Source organism: Williamsia muralis NBRC 105860, assembly GCF_001598915.1.
GTDB classification, from domain to species: domain Bacteria; phylum Actinomycetota; class Actinomycetes; order Mycobacteriales; family Mycobacteriaceae; genus Williamsia; species Williamsia muralis.
Genome location: NZ_BDAP01000005.1, coordinates 247,572 through 263,395, shown reverse-complemented (window position 1 = coordinate 263,395; position 15,824 = coordinate 247,572). Strand labels below are relative to the sequence as shown.

Genomic DNA, 15,824 nt, shown 5'->3' with positions numbered 1-15,824 from the left:
CGCCGATATGTGAAGCTAATGCGGTGACCAGTATCCAGGTTGCCGACCAAACCTTCATCGCGGCGCCGCCCGAGTCGGCGACCGCGGTGATCGCCGACCGCGCCAATTGGCGCCGATGGTGGCCTGATCTGCGGCTGACCGTGGTTCAGGACCGAAAAGAGCAAGGTGTGCGCTGGAAGGTGTCGGGCCCCGTCGAGGGGACGACCGAGCTGTGGCTCGAGCGGGTGCTCGACGGCTTCGTGCTGCACTATTTCCTGCACGCGGAGCCGACCGGGACGCTCCCGTCCGAGCCGAGAGCGCGCGGGACCGAGCTGGCGCGGATGAACCACCGGCGCCGGGTGGCCGGTCGCGTCATGTCGTTCGAGGTGAAAGACCGCCTCGAGCAATCCCGTCACGTCGGCGGACCGGCAGCCGGCGCACCGGCCGCGGGAGGTTCACGATGACCGACCGCACCGAACAATCCATCGTGATCAACGCAGACGCAGCCGACATCATGGCGGTCATCGCAGATTTCGAGCAGTACCCGCGGTGGGTTTCGGCGGCGCGCAAGGTGGAGGTGACCGTCCCAGGCCCCGGAGGCCGCGCGAAGCAGGTTCGGTTCGTGCTCGATGCCGGCGTCCTCAAGGACACCTACGAATTGAGTTACGAATGGGCCGCCGATGGGCACTCTGTGAGCTGGGACCTGGTCAGCAGCGATCTGCAGACCGCGCAGCACGGTAGTTACCGGTTGGTGCAGCAGGCACCCGGGTCGACGAAGGTCACCTACGAACTGACCGTGGACCTGTCGATACCGATGATCGGCCAGCTCAAGCGGCGGGCTGAGAAGGCCATCACCGACGCGGCCCTGAAAGAACTGAAGAAGAGAGTCGAAGACTGATCGATCTAGCGCCCATCCACCTCGTTCTCGGGCCGGGTGGTGCCGGAACGTCGACGGTTGCCGCCGCCGGTGCCGTCGGCCTGCCGCAGCACCACAGCGGGTCCGGACGACGCGGGAAGACGCTTCTGGTGTCACTCGGCCGCTTCCGTGACGTCTCGGCGATCTTTGGCGTGTTCGCTTCTCCGGGCGAGCCTGTCCCTGCCTCGCAACAGGTGGACATACTCGAACTGGACACATTGGCGATGGTCTCGCAGATGTGGGGTTCGGTGCGTTCTGCGCTGACCGCCGGGGAACTGACCGGTACGGGTGTGCCCGGGGCCGGCGCGGTGGTGTCCGGCCTGGACCCCGAGGAGATCCTCGGGATGCCCGGAGTCGAATCGTTGCTGGCACTGCGCCGGATTCGCGATGAGGCCGCGTCAGGTGAATGGGCGCAGGTGGTGATCGACATGTCCGGTGGTGTCGATCCCTTCGAGCTCATGCGGGTTCCGCAGATGGTGGCCGACATGATCGAGAGGTTGTGGCCGCGTCACCGGCGCCTGGCGGCCGCAGCGGACAACGCACGTATCGCCCGCGTCGTGGGGATGGTCGATGCCCTGGTGCGCGATTGCGCGGACGTCGACGAGCTGCTGTTCGACGCGTCCGGTGTTCACGTCCACGTGGTGGTCGGGGTCGACCGCAACGGTGCGGCCTCACTGGACCGTGCCCGAGCCGTCTTGCAGGTGATGGGGCTGCCGGTGTCGACCATCTTGGCCAATCGTGTTCTGCCCGAGGTGTTGTCGGTCGACGCGCACACAGCGGACGCGCCCGGCGGTTCTTCGTGGCTCGACCATCAGATCGCTGCCCAGTCGGCGGCGCTCGATCATCTGCGGGCGACCAAGGACGAGGCCGAAGTGGTGTGCGTGCCGTGGCTGTCCGGGCCGATCGATTCGGTCCTGTCGTTGCGCAAGCTCGGCGTCGATCTGTCCGGGGGACAGATGGCGGCGGTGGGTCCACGGGCCGCGCGGGTCGAACGCGAGTCCGGGGCCGGACTCGATTCGGTCTATCGGATGACGTGGACGCAGTCGCTTCCCGACCCGTCGGGACTGCAGCTCGGCCGCAGCGGCGACGATTTGATGATCACCGTGAGCGGGGTGCGGCAGCGGATACGGTTGCCGTCGGTCTTGCGGCGCTGCGTCGTCCTGGGCGCATTCTGGGACGCCGGCGACCTCACCGTACGCTTTCGGCCGGACCCCGATGTGTGGCCGCAGAACTGACAGATGAGTAAGAATGGCGGGCACCGCGAGAGTGTCCGATGGCGCAAGCAGTCGAACGAGAGAAGGCCGGCGTGAGCGACGAGCAGGGCAGGGCCGCAGGTGGGCCCGGCGGCGCCCGGTCAGGTAGCGAAGCCGAGGCCTGGCGCACCCTCGTCCTCGGTGTCCTCGAGCGAGTCGACCACTTCGCGTCCGTGCTGCTCGACGAGAACGGGGCGGCGGCGAGACGGGCGGCCGGCGCGACGGGGGACGGCGCCTCGTTCGTGGCAACCGACTTCGCCGGTCAGGCCCGCTTGGCGTTCGACACGATCATCGACGAGGCCGGGGATCTGTTGTGGCAGCTGCTCAGTCAGCTGATCGCCATCCTCGAGGCGGTTCAGCAGGCGCTGGAGCAGGTCATCGGGGCGCGTCCGGAACCCGGGCCGCACCGTCCGGCCGGCACGAGTGCCCGTGACGCCGGCTATCAGCCCATCACCGTGCTGTTCGAGCCGGTGGGGGACGTCCCGCGGGGTGATCCGTGAGTGCCCACGAGTCCACGCCGAACCGACAAGGGCAGCGCGGGGACATGGCGATCGGTATCGACATCGGCGGCACCAGCATCCGTGCCGCGATCGTCGACGAGCAGGGACAGGTGCACGACACGGTACGGGCTCAGACCCCCACGACGGTGTCCGCGCTCGAGACCTGCCTCGACCGCACCGTCGCCGAACTGACCGCACGCTGGGACGTCATCGGGGTGGGTCTCGCCGTCGCCGGGTTCCTCACCAGCGATCGTCAGGTCATCCGCTTCTCGCCTCATCTGCCCTGGCGCGAGGCGCGTGTGGCCGAGGAGATGTCGCGCAGGATCGGACTGCCGGTGGTCTGCGAACACGACGCCAACGCCGCCGCAGTCGCCGAGTATCACTTCGGCGCAGCCGCGCGAGGTCACAACACGCTGGTCATCGCGATCGGCACAGGCATCGGAGCGGGGTTGCTGCTCGACGGCGAGATCTACCGCGGCAGCTTCGGTGTCGCCCCCGAACTCGGCCATCTGCGGGTGATGCCCGACGGCAGGCCATGCTCGTGCGGCAAGTTCGGGTGTTGGGAAAGGTATTGCAGCGGAACGGCTCTGGTCGACACGGTGGTCGAGCTGATCGCCGACGGCGGGATGTGGAACAGCAAACTCGCCCGCGACATCGCGGACGACCCCGGCTCGCTGACCGGACGGCGGATAGCGGCGGCGGCGCACGAAGGTGATGCGCTGGCGCTGGCAGCGTTCGCCGAGTTCGCCCGTTGGCTGGGACTGGGTCTGGCGATGTGTTGTGACGTGTTCGACCCCGACCTGGTGGTACTCGCAGGCGGTGTCGGTTCGTCCTCGGGTCTGTTCCTGGACGAGGCGCGCGAACACTACTCGGCGTTGCTCACCGGTGCCGGACACCGGAGGATGGCGCGAATCCGCGGGACCCAACTGGGCGAGGCGGCCGGGATGATCGGCGCAGCCCAGATCGCGAGGACCGAGGCCAGGCGCTGACGCCACCGCAGCGGGGTGGGTAAGGTTTTGTGCGTATGTGGTGTCGGTGACAGTGGCGGTCGGAAGTGATTCGTCGGAGAGTGGGAAGACATGTGGTACTGGGTCTTCAAATACGTCCTGATGGGGCCGGCGCTGCGAGTGCTGGGGCGCCCCAAAGTCGAAGGGCTGGAGAACCTTCCGGCCAAGGGCCCGGCGATCCTGGCGAGTAATCATCTTGCGGTGGTCGACAGTTTCTATCTGCCGCTGATGGTGCCGCGGCGGATGTACTTCCTCGCCAAGAGCGAGTACTTCACCGGAACGGGCGCCAAGGGCGCCTTCCAGCGGTGGTTCTTCAACGCCTCGAGTCAGATCCCCATCGACCGCACCGGTGCCGACGCCGCGGCCGGAGCCCTGACGGCCGCCAAACGCAAACTCGACACCGGCGACCTGATGGCGATGTATCCGGAGGGAACCCGGTCGCCGGACGGGCGACTCTACAAGGGCAAGACCGGCCTCGCGCGGATCGCGATGGAATGCGGTGTCCCGGTGATCCCCGTGGCCATGATCGGCACGAGCGAACTCAACCCGCCCGGGACAACGATCCCGCGGTTCGGACGCATCACCGTCAAGATCGGCAAGCCCCTCGACTTCAGTCGTTACGAGGGGATGGAGGGCAACCGTTTCATCGAGCGCGCCGTCACCGACGAGATCATGTACGAGTTGATGCACCTGAGCGGCCAGCAATACGTGGACGTGTACGCCGCCTCGCTCAAGGAGCAGGGGCAGCCACCCGCCACCAACACATCGCCGGCCGCCTGAGCCGCCGGTGCGTTATTTCTACGACTGCGAGTTCATCGAGGACGGACGAACGATCGAATTGGTGTCGATCGGGGTCGTCGCCGAGGACGGACGTGAGTTCTACGCGGTGTCCACCGAGTTCGATCCCGACCGGGCCGGCCAGTGGGTTCGCGCACAGGTTCTGCCGAAGCTGCCGTCGCCGGCGTCCAAGGCATACCGTAGCCGCGCGCGCATCCGGGACGACCTGCTGGAGTTCCTGACCGCCGGGGAAGGCCGCATCGAGCTGTGGGCCTGGGTGGGCGCCTACGACCACGTGGTGCTCTGCCAATTGTGGGGACCGATGACCGCCCTGCCCCGGTCGATGCCGAGGTACACCCGTGAGCTGCGCCAACACTGGGAATTGAGCGGCCGTCCCGAATTGCCTCCGGTTCCGGACGACGCCCACGACGCGCTCGCCGACGCCCGGCACAACCTGAACAAGTGGCTGGCCATCGAGGCGTTCCGAGGTGAGGGGCAGCTCGATCACGCGGGGCATTAGGCTGGGCACGTGGTGAACTGGACCGTAGACGTTCCGATTGAAGAACTCCCCGAACTGCCGCCGCTGCCGGGAGACCTGGCAGAGCGGTTTGCGCAGGTGCTGGACAAGCCTGCGCTGCAGCAACCGAGCTGGCCTGAGGACAAGGCCCGTGCGATGCGCACGGTGCTCGAGAGTGTCCCCCCGATCTGCCTGCCGAACGAGGTCGAGCGCCTCAAGGCGCAGCTCGCCGAGGTCGCGCTGGGGCGGGCGTTCTTGCTGCAGGGCGGCGACTGCGCCGAGACCTTCGCCGACAACACCGAACCGCACATCAAGGGCAACATCCGCACCCTGCTGCAGATGGCAGTGGTGCTGACCTACGGCGCCAGCATGCCTGTGGTCAAGGTGGCCCGCATCGCGGGCCAGTACGCCAAGCCGCGCTCGTCCGACACCGATGCCCTGGGGCTGCCGTCCTACCGCGGCGACATGGTGAACGGCTTCGTCGCCGAACAGTCCGTCCGAGAGCACGATCCGTCTCGACTGGTACGGGCGTATGCCAATGCCAGTGCCGCGATGAACATGGTGCGAGCGCTCACCGGCGCAGGTCACGCCGACCTCCACCGCGTGCACGACTGGAACCGGGAGTTCGTGCGCACATCGCCGGCCGGTGCGCGTTACGAGGCGCTCGCCTCGGAGATCGATCGTGGGCTGCGGTTCATGGACGCATGCGGGGTTCGCGACTCGAACCTGGAATCGGCAGACATCTACGCCTCACACGAGGCTCTCGTGCTCGACTACGAGCGTGCGATGCTGCGGCTGGCCGACGACCCGGAAGACCCCGACAGCGGCAAGAAGGTGCTGTACGACCTGTCCGCGCACTTCTTGTGGATCGGTGACCGGACCCGACAGCTCGACGGAGCGCACATCGCCTTCGCCGAGCTGATCTCCAACCCGATCGGTCTCAAGATCGGCCCGAGCACCACGCCCGAGCTCGCCGCCGAGTACGTCGAGCGCCTCGATCCGCACAACGTGCCCGGCCGTCTCACCCTGGTCGCCCGGATGGGCAATGGCAAGGTTCGTGACCTGCTGCCGCCGATCGTCGCGGCGGTCGAGGCCACCGGGCACAAGGTGATCTGGCAGTGCGATCCGATGCACGGCAACACCCACGAGGCGAGTACCGGTTTCAAGACCCGCCACTTCGACCGCGTGGTCGACGAGGTGCAAGGTTTCTTCGAGGTCCACCACGCACTGGGAACCCATCCCGGCGGCGTGCACATCGAACTCACCGGGGAAGACGTCACCGAATGTCTCGGTGGCGCCCAGGACATCTCGGACATGGATCTGGCCGGACGCTACGAGACCGCGTGTGATCCGCGGCTGAACACCCAGCAGTCACTCGAGCTGGCATTCCTCGTCGCAGAGATGCTCCGGGGATAGCCGCTCGACGGGAGGGGGCGGTGCCTCAATCCTTGACGAGGCCACCGTCGACCACCAGGTTCTGACCGGTCACCGCCCGTGCCCACGGTGACGCGAAGAACAGAACCGCGTCGGCGAACTCGGCGGGAGTGGTGACCCGTCGCAGAGGCGTGCTCTGGGCGATGAGATCGAACACCGCCTCGGGGGTGGCGGCGCTGGCGTCGGTGGTTCGCAGCAGGCCACCGGACACCATGTTGACGGTGATCGACTCGGGTCCGAGATCGGCCGACAAAGTCCGCGTCAACGCGAGCAGTGCAGCCTTGGCCGCGGTGTAGTCGTGGTAGGGCACAACGGGGTTCTGGACGAGGTTGGTCCCGATGGTGACGATCCGGCCGAATCCCGCCTCGCGCATCCCGGGCAGAGCTGCCTGTGTGGTGTGCAGGGCGCCTGCAACACTGCCCCGTAGTTGGGCGTCGAACGCCTGCCATTCGATGGCGTCGACTGCCGGCCGTGCATCGCCGTTGAACGAGAAATCGATCAGCGCGTTGTTGATCACGGTGGTGACGGGAGCTCCGAAATGCGCACGGGCGGTTGCGAACATGTCCAGCACGGCGTTCCGATCGGTGACATCTGCCTGCACGGCCAGGCATCGGCCGGCCCCCAGTTCGTCGGCGAGCGCGTCGGCGGCCGCCTGGCTGCGGTGGAAGTTGATGACCACACGCGCGCCCTGGAGGGCGAACGCCCGGGTGATGGCGGCGCCGAGTCCACGGGCCCCGCCGGTCACCAGGACGATCTGCTCGGACAGTGGCCGGTGGTCGGAATCGTTCTCGGGCGCAACTGAATTCACGATGGACATCCCTCCGCCAGCATTACCTGGTCAGGTACAGCGGGTCTGATCTCAGCCGACGTGTTCGGCACCCCGTGTCACCGGCAATCACATCACACCGGGCCAATCGAAGGAGACCGGGCATGTTCGCCGGTCGGGCAACCTCAGGGGAACGAGGTGATCTGAACCGTACTGCCCTGCTTCACCCGGGTACCGCCACCCGGATTCTGCCCGACCACGAGCGACACACTCGAGCGCGTCAGGCCCCGGCTGTCCACGGAGAGGCCGGCCGCCTCGAGTTTGCTCTTCGCGGTCCCGACCGTGTCGCCGGTGACGTTCGGGACATCGACGCCGTCGGATACGAAGATGCGCACGACCGGGTCACGAGGGTCCACCCGCGCCCCGAAGGCGGGGCTGGCCGTGGTGATGGTGCCCGCCTTCGCGTCACCGTCGGTGGACGTGCCGCCGTCTTGCGCGATCAGCCCCGCGTCTTGCAGGACCCGCCTCGCCTCGTCGGGGGTCTTGCCGGACAGGTCCGGCACCTTGATCGCGTCGGACACCACGAGTGTGACGGTGCTGCCCGGCTCCGCGAGTGTGCCCGCGCCGGGGTCGGTACCGATCACCTTGCCGCCGTCGACATCCGGGCTGAACTCCTTGCGGACGGTGCCGGCCTTGAGTTTCGCCGTCTTGAGCAGTGCGGTGGCGTCGTCCTGATCGCGTCCCGTCACATCGGGCACCGAGATCGGCTCGGGGCCTCTGCTGGTGATGATCTGCACTTCACTGCCGACCGCAACCGTGGTGCCCGAACTGGGACTGAGTGAGACCACCGAGCCCTTCGGCGCGGTGGCGCTGTACTGCTGGCGTGCAACCACGGGTGTGAGAGTGCGGTCGCGCAGACGTTTCTCGACCACGGCGAGCGGATCACCCGAGGAGAGGTCTGGGACTTTGGGCTGTCCCACCGAATACGACAGATCGACGTCCGAGAATCTGCTGACGCGCGTGCCGGGCGCGGGCTCGACGGCCATCACCTGGTCGACGGGCAGCTCGTTGTCGTAAGTCGGCTTGTCCACCACGTCGAGTCCGGCGTCTTCGATCGCCTCGGTCGCTGCCACGCGGTCCATCCCGTTCAATTCCGGAACGGTGGTGAAGCGACCCGACCCGAGCCACCATCCGGCGACGCCGAGCGTCGCGGCGAGCAGCACCACCACGAGCACCCAGATCAGCGCATTGCGGCGCGACTTGCGCCGGCGTTCCTCGAACTCGGTGGCATGCGACAGCAACATGGGCGAGCCGGGCGGCGGGCCCTGGGCGTATGCGGGTGGGGGCGTCGGCGGTTGAGGCGGTCCGTGCCCTTCGGGATGCCGGGTGTCCGGTGGAAGTGTCTGCACACGAGTCGGATTACGGACGTCTGGTTGCGCGGCGGCTCTGGCCGGCAACGGGTCGGTGAGGTCCGGGTCGACGGCGGCGCCGGGACGGTGTTGCTGGCGGTCGCGGAACGCGACCATGGTCTCGCGTTCGGCGGAGCGGGTCGGCGCCGGGACGGTGAACGCGGGCAGTTGCAGATCGTCCGCGATCTCGTCGAGTACCTCGCGCATGTGATGTCCGTCGCGATAGCGATCCGCAGGGTTGCGTGCGGTCGCGGTGAGGACGAACTCATCGAACTCGCGGGGCACACCCGGGATCACCGAACCCGGCGGCGGGACGTCGTTGTGCAACCGCTGGTAGGCCAGACCCAGGGCGGTGTCGCCCGTGAAAGGTGTTCGGCCGGTGAGCATCTCGAACACCAGGATGCCGGTTGAGTACACGTCGGAACGAGCATCGGCCGACGCGGTTTCAACCTGTTCGGGGGAGAGGTAGGCAGCTGTTCCGAGGATCACGCTGTTGGAGGTGATCCCGGCGGCAGCGATCGCCCGGACCAACCCGAAGTCGACGACCTTGACCCCCCCGTCGTCGGAGATGAGGACGTTCTCGGGTTTGACGTCGCGGTGCACCAGCCCGGCGCGATGCGCGGCACCGAGTGCTCCCAGGACCGGCGCCGCGACCGCGGTGACCGCGTGGGGTGGCATCGGTCCGCGCTCACGCAGCAACTCGCGCAGGGTGCCGCCCTGGACGAGCTCCATCACCAGGAATGCGTAGTCGCCGTCCGCGCCCTGGTCGTACACCGCGACCAGGCCGGGGTCCTTCAGCCGGGCAACCGACCGGGCCTCGAACTCCAGGCGGGCAAGGAATTGCGGGTCGGCCGAGAAACGCGGATCCATGACCTTGACCGCCACCGGACGATCGAGGCGCAGATCCATGCCCAGGTACACACTCGACATCCCGCCGCGGGCGATCAGCGCATCGATCCGATAGCGACGCTCGATCAGGACGCCGAGCAACACGTCGGACGGGGCGTTCACCAACTTGGGCCTTTCTCGGCAGGGCGGGACACGAACAACGAGTCCACCCTAGCGAGGGAGTGTCGAGAAAAGATCACGGAACATGTGTGGCGCCCGCGCCCGGACCGGTGATTCGACGCGTCGACCATCGCCTGGGTACCCTCGTCTCCGTGGGTTCCGTACCGCTTTCCGAAGACACGCTGCCTGCTGACGTCGAGGTGTTGTCGGTGTCGCAGGTCTCCTCCCGAATGGGATTCTCGAACAGCAAGATCCTCAACCTGATCACCGACCACCAGTTGCTGGCGGTTCGCCGTGACGGGCAGGTGGCCATCCCGGCCCTGTTCTTGGACGGCCCGGAGATCACCAAACATCTTCCCGGGCTCATCGATGTCCTCCTCGACGGCGGCTTCAGCCGCGACGAGGCCTTGCGGTGGCTGTTCACGCCTCACGATGACCTCGACATCACCCCGGCTCAGGCACTGCACGGGCATCAGGCCCGTGAGATGGTGCGTCGGGCCCAGGCAGAAGCGTTCTGACCAGTCCGTTTGGATCGGGCCGGTCGGGTACCGGCGCTCAGGACCGGGCAAGCGTGCCACGGGTGCTCACGGCACGGGCGACGTGACCGAGGCGGGCCGGTTTTGACACCCGCACGCGTTCGGTGAGTACCCGGTAGCCGCTACGTTCCACCTCATCGAGGATCGCGCGGTACATGGTGAATGCTGCTCGGATGCCCGGCCGGCTCGACGGCGACAGCATCTCGATTCCCGGTTCGGCGCGGCGATATTCGGCACGGGTCACCGCGATCAGATGCGCCAGGGCGCGGCGTAGTTCACCCGGTACCTGACCTGTGCGGCGGCACCGTCGCAGCATGGATTCGTCCACCCCGAAGATCGCGAGTTCGTCGGTAGGTAGATAGATGCGGTCGCGATCGAGGTCTTCGCCGGCGTCCCGGATGAAGTTGGTCAGCTGGAACGCGTCGCCGAGCGCTCGCGCGGGCGCAATGGCGACATCCCCGTCGTCCACCGTGCCCAGGATCGGCAACATCTGCAATCCGATCACGCTTGCCGACCCGTACATGTAGTCGCGCAGTTCAGCCATCGTCCGGTACCGCGCGACGTGGATGTCGCTGTCGGGGACGTCCATCCTCATCGAGCGCATGAACGCGTCGAAGTACCGGCGGTCGATGTCGAAAGTGGTGATGGTGTCCGCGACAGCCTGAACTTCGGGCCGGCGGGGGAGATGTCCCGGATCGGACAGGGCCGCGTGCAGGTCGGCCTCGATCGCGTCGAGTGCGGACAGTCGGTGTTGCCCGGATCCCGTGTCGACGATGTCGTCGACCATGCGCGCGAAACCGTAAAGCGCGTAGACCCCGGCACGTTGTCGCCGCGAGAGCAGTTGCGTACCAAGGTAGTAACTGCGGCCATGGGTGGCGGTGAGCTTGCGGCAGTGCTCGTAGGCGGGTTCGAGTCGCCCGTCACCGATCATGCGGGCGTTCCGGTGACGGGGGCCGGGGAGGGTCCACGGGTCACCCGGCGCAGACGCAACGGGTCCTCGCGGATCAACGACCAACCCGCTAGTACCGAGAGGGCAACGGCGACAACCACATCGGTCAGCTTGTACATGAATATCTCGTCGTCCGGCCCGAACACCTGGAGGAGGAACACCGAATAGAACACGATGGCCACGACTGCCCATCGCTCGATGGTGAAGGCGGCAGCCAGCACAAGCGCCCAGGTGTAATACCAGGGCAGCGTGGACGGTTCGAGTAAGAGGACGGCGAGCATGGCCCACGCCATCCCGGTGACCGCGGCGCGCTCACCTCGTCGGAACCACAACCAGAGACCCACCAGGGTGAGCGCCAGGACAACCGACCCCACCGCGCGCGTCACCTCGAGCACCGGCAACAGCGGCAAGGCGGCGAAAGGTGATGCGGCAAAAGTGATGAGGTGCGCCACCGCGGTGGGAATTGTCAGCCAATTGATGATCTTCGCCGCCCACGTCAGCCCCAGCAGCCAGCCGAACCCGTGGCCGACGAGCAACGTCAGCAGTCCGAAGACGGCCGCGGACACCCCGATGATCCAGGCGAGCACGCGAGCCACGTCCTTGGCCCGGACGTCACGCTCATCGCGGATGTGGGACAACCAGATCCACAACACGAAGGGGATGGCGACACCGGCGGTGATCTTGATCGACATGGCGAGTGCGAGAACGCCGACGCCGACAACGTGTCTGCGTGTCACCACGAGCGTGACCCCGGCGATCAGGACGCCCATCATCAGCAGCTCGACGTGCGGTCCTCCCACCAGGTGCACCAGCACAAGAGGATTGAGGACGGCGAGCCAGAGCGCCAGAGCGGGGTCGGTGCCGAAATGCCTGGCCAGCTTCGGAAGCGCCCACAACGTCAAGAACAGCCCGGGCACCAGGACCAGCCGCATGACCAGCACACCAACGACGGGTTCGTCGCCGGTCACCCGGGTGACCGCGCCCGTGAGCGACATGAACGCGGGACCATAGGGAGCTGTGGTGGTCGCCCATACCTGGGCCATCGAGTCGAGCAGGGCCCCGGGCTGTACGGCAGGCCCATCGGCATACGGGTTGAATCCGTCGCGTAACAACGCCCCCTGGGCGAGATACGCGTACACATCCCGGCTGTAGAGCGGCATGGCGACCATCAGGGGCGCCGACCACGCGATGGCTGCCCAGCCGACAGTGCGGGCGGCGCCGTCGGTCGGGGTGGCGGCGCGGAGCGTGCGACCCACGCGCACCCACGCGACCACCATCACCGCCACACCAAGCCAGAACGACATCCCCGCCAGGGTTTTCCCGTGTCCGAACGACAGCCACGACAATCCCAGATCCTGCAGTGACGTCTGATTCCGCGGGATGTCGCCGACTCCGAAGCTCCCGATGGTGACGAGCAATGATCCGGCGAAACCGAGCAGGACGGATCCGCCGATCGCCGTCGCACCGAACTCACGCAGCCGACGAATGTTGTCTCCCACCGGCGTGCGCGGACGCGAGGTGTCAGAGCGAGCCATTCAGGTCTGCCGCCGGGTCATGGCCGTTGCCAGGTCCGTCAATTCGGATTTGGCGGCCGGGGTCGCGTTGCTGGCGGCCAAGGTCGTCAGAGCCGAGGCGACGAGACCGTCGATCTGCTGCTCCACAGCCTGCACTGCACCACTGTTCTCGATGATCCCGGTGATCTCCGCCAAGTCCGCTGGACCGAGGTCGTGCCCGATCCCGTCCCGAAGCTTCTGTGCGGCAACCGGATCGTTGGTGTCGGCGAAATCGAGTGCGGCGGCCAGAAGTGCGGTGCGCTTGCCTGCCAGGAGGTCGTCGCCTGCCGGCTTACCGGTCACCGACGGATCGCCGAACACCCCGAGCAGGTCGTCGCGAAGCTGGAACGCCACGCCGATGTCGGTGCCGAACGAGCGCAGAGCATCCACCAGGGCGTCATCGCCGCCACCGATCACGGCGCCGAGCTGCAGCGGCCGTTCCACGGTGTACGCCGCCGTCTTGAACCGCATCACCCGATGTGCAGCGGCAGGGGATTCGTCCCCCGACGCCTCGGTCCGGATGTCCAGCAGCTGCCCGGCCAGTACCTCTGTCCGCATCCCGGACCACACCGGTGTGACCTGGCCGAACACGTCGGGGGCGAATCCGGCGCCGGCGAGCAGATCGTCCGCCCAGGCGAGTGCGAGATCGCCGAGCAGGATGGCCGCGCCTTCGCCGTAGTGGTCCGCCGCGCCGAGCCAGCCGACGGCCCGATGTCCTTCTTCGAACTGGCGGTGGATGGTGGGGTGACCCCGGCGGGTGTCGGAACGATCGATGATGTCGTCGTGGATCAGGGCGCAGGCCTGTACGAGCTCGAGGGCCGCGCACACGGTCAGCATCTCGTCGGGAAGTGTCCGGGCCGGGCCGGCAGCGCGGTAACCGGCCCAGGCAAAGGTGGGCCGGACCCGTTTGCCGCCGCGCAGTACAAAAGCCTCCATCGCATCCACCGCCTCGGCGAAACCCGGGGAGATGGCAGTGACCGTGGGCCTGCGATCTTCGAAGACCTGCCGCAACAACTCGGTGGTCGCCATCGGGACGTCGCGCAGGTACTCGATTGCCACGGCTTCACCTTAGCGGTGGCGCGATCCGTGTCGTGTTGTCGCGGGTTGACCACGTCTGTGGCACCACATGGTCTCGACCACGGCGCCGACCGTATGCTTGTCAGGTGAGTTCGCAGCAATCCCACCCGTCGATCGTGCAGCGGCTGGCCGAGCCACATCCGGGGCCGGTGCCGTTTTCGGTCGAGTTCTACCCGCCCCGCGATGAGCAGGCCGAGGCGCGTCTGTGGCGTACGGTGCGGATCTTCGAACGAATGGGTCCCGCTTTTGTGTCCATGACCTACGGGGCGGGCGGGTCCACCCGCGACCGCACGTTGCGTATCACCGGTCAGCTCGCCCGGGAGACCACATTGCTGCCGGTGGCGCACCTGACAGCGGTCGGGCACAGCGTCGCCGAACTGCGCGCGATGATCGGTGGGTACGCGGACAAGGGCATCACCAACATCCTCGCGTTGCGCGGTGACCCCCCGGGTGATCCGCTCGGCGAGTGGGTCAAGCACCCCGAGGGCGTCGAGTACGCCGAGCAACTGGTGCGGCTCGTGCAAGAACTCGGCGACTTCAACGTCGGTGTCGCGTCGTTCCCGGAAGGCCATCACCGCGCGCCGGACCTCGACCACGACACCAAGTATCTGGTGTCGAAACTCCGCGCCGGAGCCCAGTATTCGATCACGCAGATGTTCTTCGACGTCGACGACTTCCTGCGATTGCGCGACCGGGTCACCGCCATGGACCCCGAACAGGGTGCCAAGCCGCTGATCCCCGGGATCATGCCGATCACGTCACTGGCGTCGGTCCGGCGGATGGTCGAGCTGTCGGGATCGGTGCTGCCCGAGGCCGTCGACCGGCGGCTCGCCGCGGCGGCGGGCGACGGTTCGGAGGAGAACCGGGAAGCTGTGAGGGCCGTCGGGATCGACCTGGCCACGGAGATGGCCCAGCGGTTGATCGATGAGGGCGTGCCGTGTCTGCACTTCTGCAGTCTCAACTTCGCCAAGGCCACCAGCGAGGTCCTCGAGCGCCTCGGTATGAACGTGATGGCTGCCTGACAGTCCGACCGGCTCCGCCCGTCGATCAGCGTGGCGTGAGACCGCGACCTTTCCAGTCGAGTGTGCCGCGCCGGCGGGCTCGCAGTGAGTCGCCCACCGCTGCAACGGCCAGCGCGGTCGACACAGGATGTGCGATGGCCGAGATGATGTCGACCGGGCTGAGCGCTCCGGTTTCGGCATGTCGGGCGACCATTCGGGACGCGGACGCCGCAGTCAGCGACAGCAACGCACGGGACCGTCGTCGACCGCGGACCAGGTCCACCACCGGCAGTACATAGACGGCACCGGCGACCAAGGCGACGATGCTCGCGCCGGCAGGGCTTCCGAACTCGGTGCTCAGCCACCGCCGGTATCCGCCCCAGGTGTCTGCCGCACCGTCGTACATCCGGCACCAGACGACCCCACGACCGCTGCGGATCGCCGACGACATCCCGGCGGAGCGATAACGGCGGGCCAACGCGAGATCCTCGGTGATGTTGGCGCGAACCGCGCTGTGGCCGCCGGCGCGGCGGTAGTCATCCAGCGACGTCACCAGGAACTGCCCGTTCGCCACGGCCATCGACCGGGGTAGCAGACGCTCGGAGATGGCCAACGGCACCGAGCTGAGCCAGGACCAACTGAGCAGGGGCTGAACCAGGTATTCGAGCAGCGATCCGGCCTGCTGCGACGGCCACACGGTGAGCAGCCCGCCGCCCGACCTGGCCAGTGTGCCGATCGCGCGGTGCAATGCGGCAGGGCCCAGACGCACGTCGGCATCCACGAACACCAGGGTTCCGTCGCCGATCTGGGCGGTCAGGAGATCCAGGGCATGGTTCTTGCCGGTCCATCCGGCCGGTGGCGGCTGCTGGTTGCGGACAACCGTGAAACGGGGATCCCCGGCCGCTGCCGCGACGGCCACCTCCGCGGTGCCGTCGGTGGAATCGTCATCACAGATCAGCACGCGCAGGTCCGCCATCGCGTGCTGGACTTTCAGGTCGTCCACCAGGTCGGCGATCCGCTCGGCCTCGTCGCGTGCCGGGACGCACACCCACACCACCCCGACCGCCGGGTCGGCGTCTGCCGCGAGATCGGTGAACCGCCGGGTGTTCACCACTGTCAGAACAAGATTGACGATGGACACC

The 15,824-nt window shown here is 67.3% G+C and carries 16 protein-coding genes and 1 riboswitch; of the genes, 10 read left to right on the top strand and 6 right to left on the bottom strand.

Annotation, left to right across the window (positions count from 1 at the left end):
• The first annotated feature begins 23 nt into the window (after positions 1 to 23).
• The 8 genes from WIMU1_RS19170 (at position 24) to WIMU1_RS19135 (ending at position 6,365) form a co-directional block, all read left to right on the top strand.
• Positions 24 to 443 (top strand): SRPBCC family protein, encoded by a 420-nt coding sequence (locus WIMU1_RS19170; protein ID WP_062799548.1) that lies wholly within the window; start codon positions 24 to 26, stop codon positions 441 to 443.
• Positions 440 to 877, top strand: coding sequence for an SRPBCC family protein (locus tag WIMU1_RS19165; protein ID WP_023953741.1), 438 nt, complete (start codon positions 440 to 442; stop codon positions 875 to 877). The genes WIMU1_RS19170 and WIMU1_RS19165 overlap by 4 nt, the downstream gene beginning before the upstream one ends.
• Positions 874 to 2,130, top strand: a complete 1,257-nt coding sequence (locus tag WIMU1_RS19160) for an ArsA family ATPase (RefSeq protein ID WP_084248396.1) — start codon at positions 874 to 876, stop codon at positions 2,128 to 2,130. Before WIMU1_RS19165 ends, WIMU1_RS19160 begins: the two co-directional genes overlap by 4 nt.
• A 38-nt stretch (positions 2,131 to 2,168) precedes the next feature.
• Positions 2,169 to 2,648: a hypothetical protein gene (locus tag WIMU1_RS19155; RefSeq protein ID WP_062799544.1), complete on the top strand. Its 480-nt coding sequence runs from the start codon at positions 2,169 to 2,171 to the stop codon at positions 2,646 to 2,648.
• 44 nt (positions 2,649 to 2,692) lie between these two features.
• Positions 2,693 to 3,637, top strand: a complete 945-nt coding sequence (locus WIMU1_RS19150) for an ROK family protein (protein WP_023953733.1) — start codon at positions 2,693 to 2,695, stop codon at positions 3,635 to 3,637.
• Between the two features lie 90 nt (positions 3,638 to 3,727).
• A complete protein-coding gene (locus WIMU1_RS19145; RefSeq protein WP_062799543.1) occupies positions 3,728 to 4,435 on the top strand; it encodes a lysophospholipid acyltransferase family protein in 708 nt (235 codons plus the stop codon).
• 7 nt (positions 4,436 to 4,442) lie between these two features.
• The gene (locus tag WIMU1_RS19140; protein ID WP_062799541.1) at positions 4,443 to 4,952 is read left to right on the top strand and encodes a polyadenylate-specific 3'-exoribonuclease AS; all 510 of its coding nucleotides are present in this window, start codon (positions 4,443 to 4,445) and stop codon (positions 4,950 to 4,952) included.
• A 9-nt stretch (positions 4,953 to 4,961) separates the two neighbouring features.
• Positions 4,962 to 6,365 (top strand): class II 3-deoxy-7-phosphoheptulonate synthase, encoded by a 1,404-nt coding sequence (locus WIMU1_RS19135; protein WP_023953728.1) that lies wholly within the window; start codon positions 4,962 to 4,964, stop codon positions 6,363 to 6,365.
• A 25-nt stretch (positions 6,366 to 6,390) separates the two neighbouring features.
• On the opposite strand, the gene WIMU1_RS19130 is transcribed toward WIMU1_RS19135, so the two are convergent.
• Together WIMU1_RS19130 and pknB are read right to left on the bottom strand one after the other, a co-directional pair.
• On the bottom strand, positions 6,391 to 7,191 hold the full coding sequence (locus WIMU1_RS19130) for a 3-oxoacyl-ACP reductase (RefSeq protein WP_062799865.1): 801 nt from the start codon (positions 7,189 to 7,191) through the stop codon (positions 6,391 to 6,393).
• Positions 7,183 to 7,276: riboswitch (TPP riboswitch) on the bottom strand. (Overlaps the previous gene by 9 nt.)
• Before the next feature lie 58 nt (positions 7,277 to 7,334).
• Complete coding sequence (pknB, locus tag WIMU1_RS19125; RefSeq protein WP_062799539.1) at positions 7,335 to 9,569, bottom strand: Stk1 family PASTA domain-containing Ser/Thr kinase; 2,235 nt, start codon at positions 9,567 to 9,569, stop codon at positions 7,335 to 7,337.
• 149 nt (positions 9,570 to 9,718) lie between these two features.
• Between pknB and WIMU1_RS19120 the strand changes: the two genes are divergently transcribed.
• Complete coding sequence (locus tag WIMU1_RS19120) at positions 9,719 to 10,084, top strand: Rv2175c family DNA-binding protein (RefSeq protein ID WP_030171473.1); 366 nt, start codon at positions 9,719 to 9,721, stop codon at positions 10,082 to 10,084.
• A gap of 37 nt (positions 10,085 to 10,121) precedes the next feature.
• Here WIMU1_RS19120 and WIMU1_RS19115 read toward each other — a convergent pair whose 3' ends face one another.
• The 3 genes from WIMU1_RS19115 to WIMU1_RS19105 are packed head-to-tail and all read right to left on the bottom strand — an operon-like array spanning position 10,122 to position 13,663.
• Entirely contained in the window at positions 10,122 to 11,033 is a 912-nt protein-coding gene (locus WIMU1_RS19115; protein ID WP_062799537.1) for a phytoene/squalene synthase family protein, read from the bottom strand.
• Positions 11,030 to 12,586 (bottom strand): alpha-(1->6)-mannopyranosyltransferase A, encoded by a 1,557-nt coding sequence (locus WIMU1_RS19110; RefSeq protein WP_084248395.1) that lies wholly within the window; start codon positions 12,584 to 12,586, stop codon positions 11,030 to 11,032. Before WIMU1_RS19110 ends, WIMU1_RS19115 begins: the two co-directional genes overlap by 4 nt.
• Positions 12,587 to 13,663, bottom strand: a complete 1,077-nt coding sequence (locus WIMU1_RS19105) for a polyprenyl synthetase family protein (protein ID WP_245968976.1) — start codon at positions 13,661 to 13,663, stop codon at positions 12,587 to 12,589.
• Between the two features lie 104 nt (positions 13,664 to 13,767).
• On the opposite strand from WIMU1_RS19105, the gene WIMU1_RS19100 reads away from it, so the two are divergent.
• A complete protein-coding gene (locus tag WIMU1_RS19100; RefSeq protein WP_023953714.1) occupies positions 13,768 to 14,703 on the top strand; it encodes a methylenetetrahydrofolate reductase in 936 nt (311 codons plus the stop codon).
• Positions 14,704 to 14,728: 25 nt separating this feature from the next.
• Here the strand turns inward: WIMU1_RS19100 and WIMU1_RS19095 are convergent, their stop codons facing one another.
• Positions 14,729 to 15,823, bottom strand: coding sequence for a glycosyltransferase family 2 protein (locus WIMU1_RS19095; RefSeq protein ID WP_062799535.1), 1,095 nt, complete (start codon positions 15,821 to 15,823; stop codon positions 14,729 to 14,731).
• Position 15,824 lies beyond the last annotated feature (1 nt).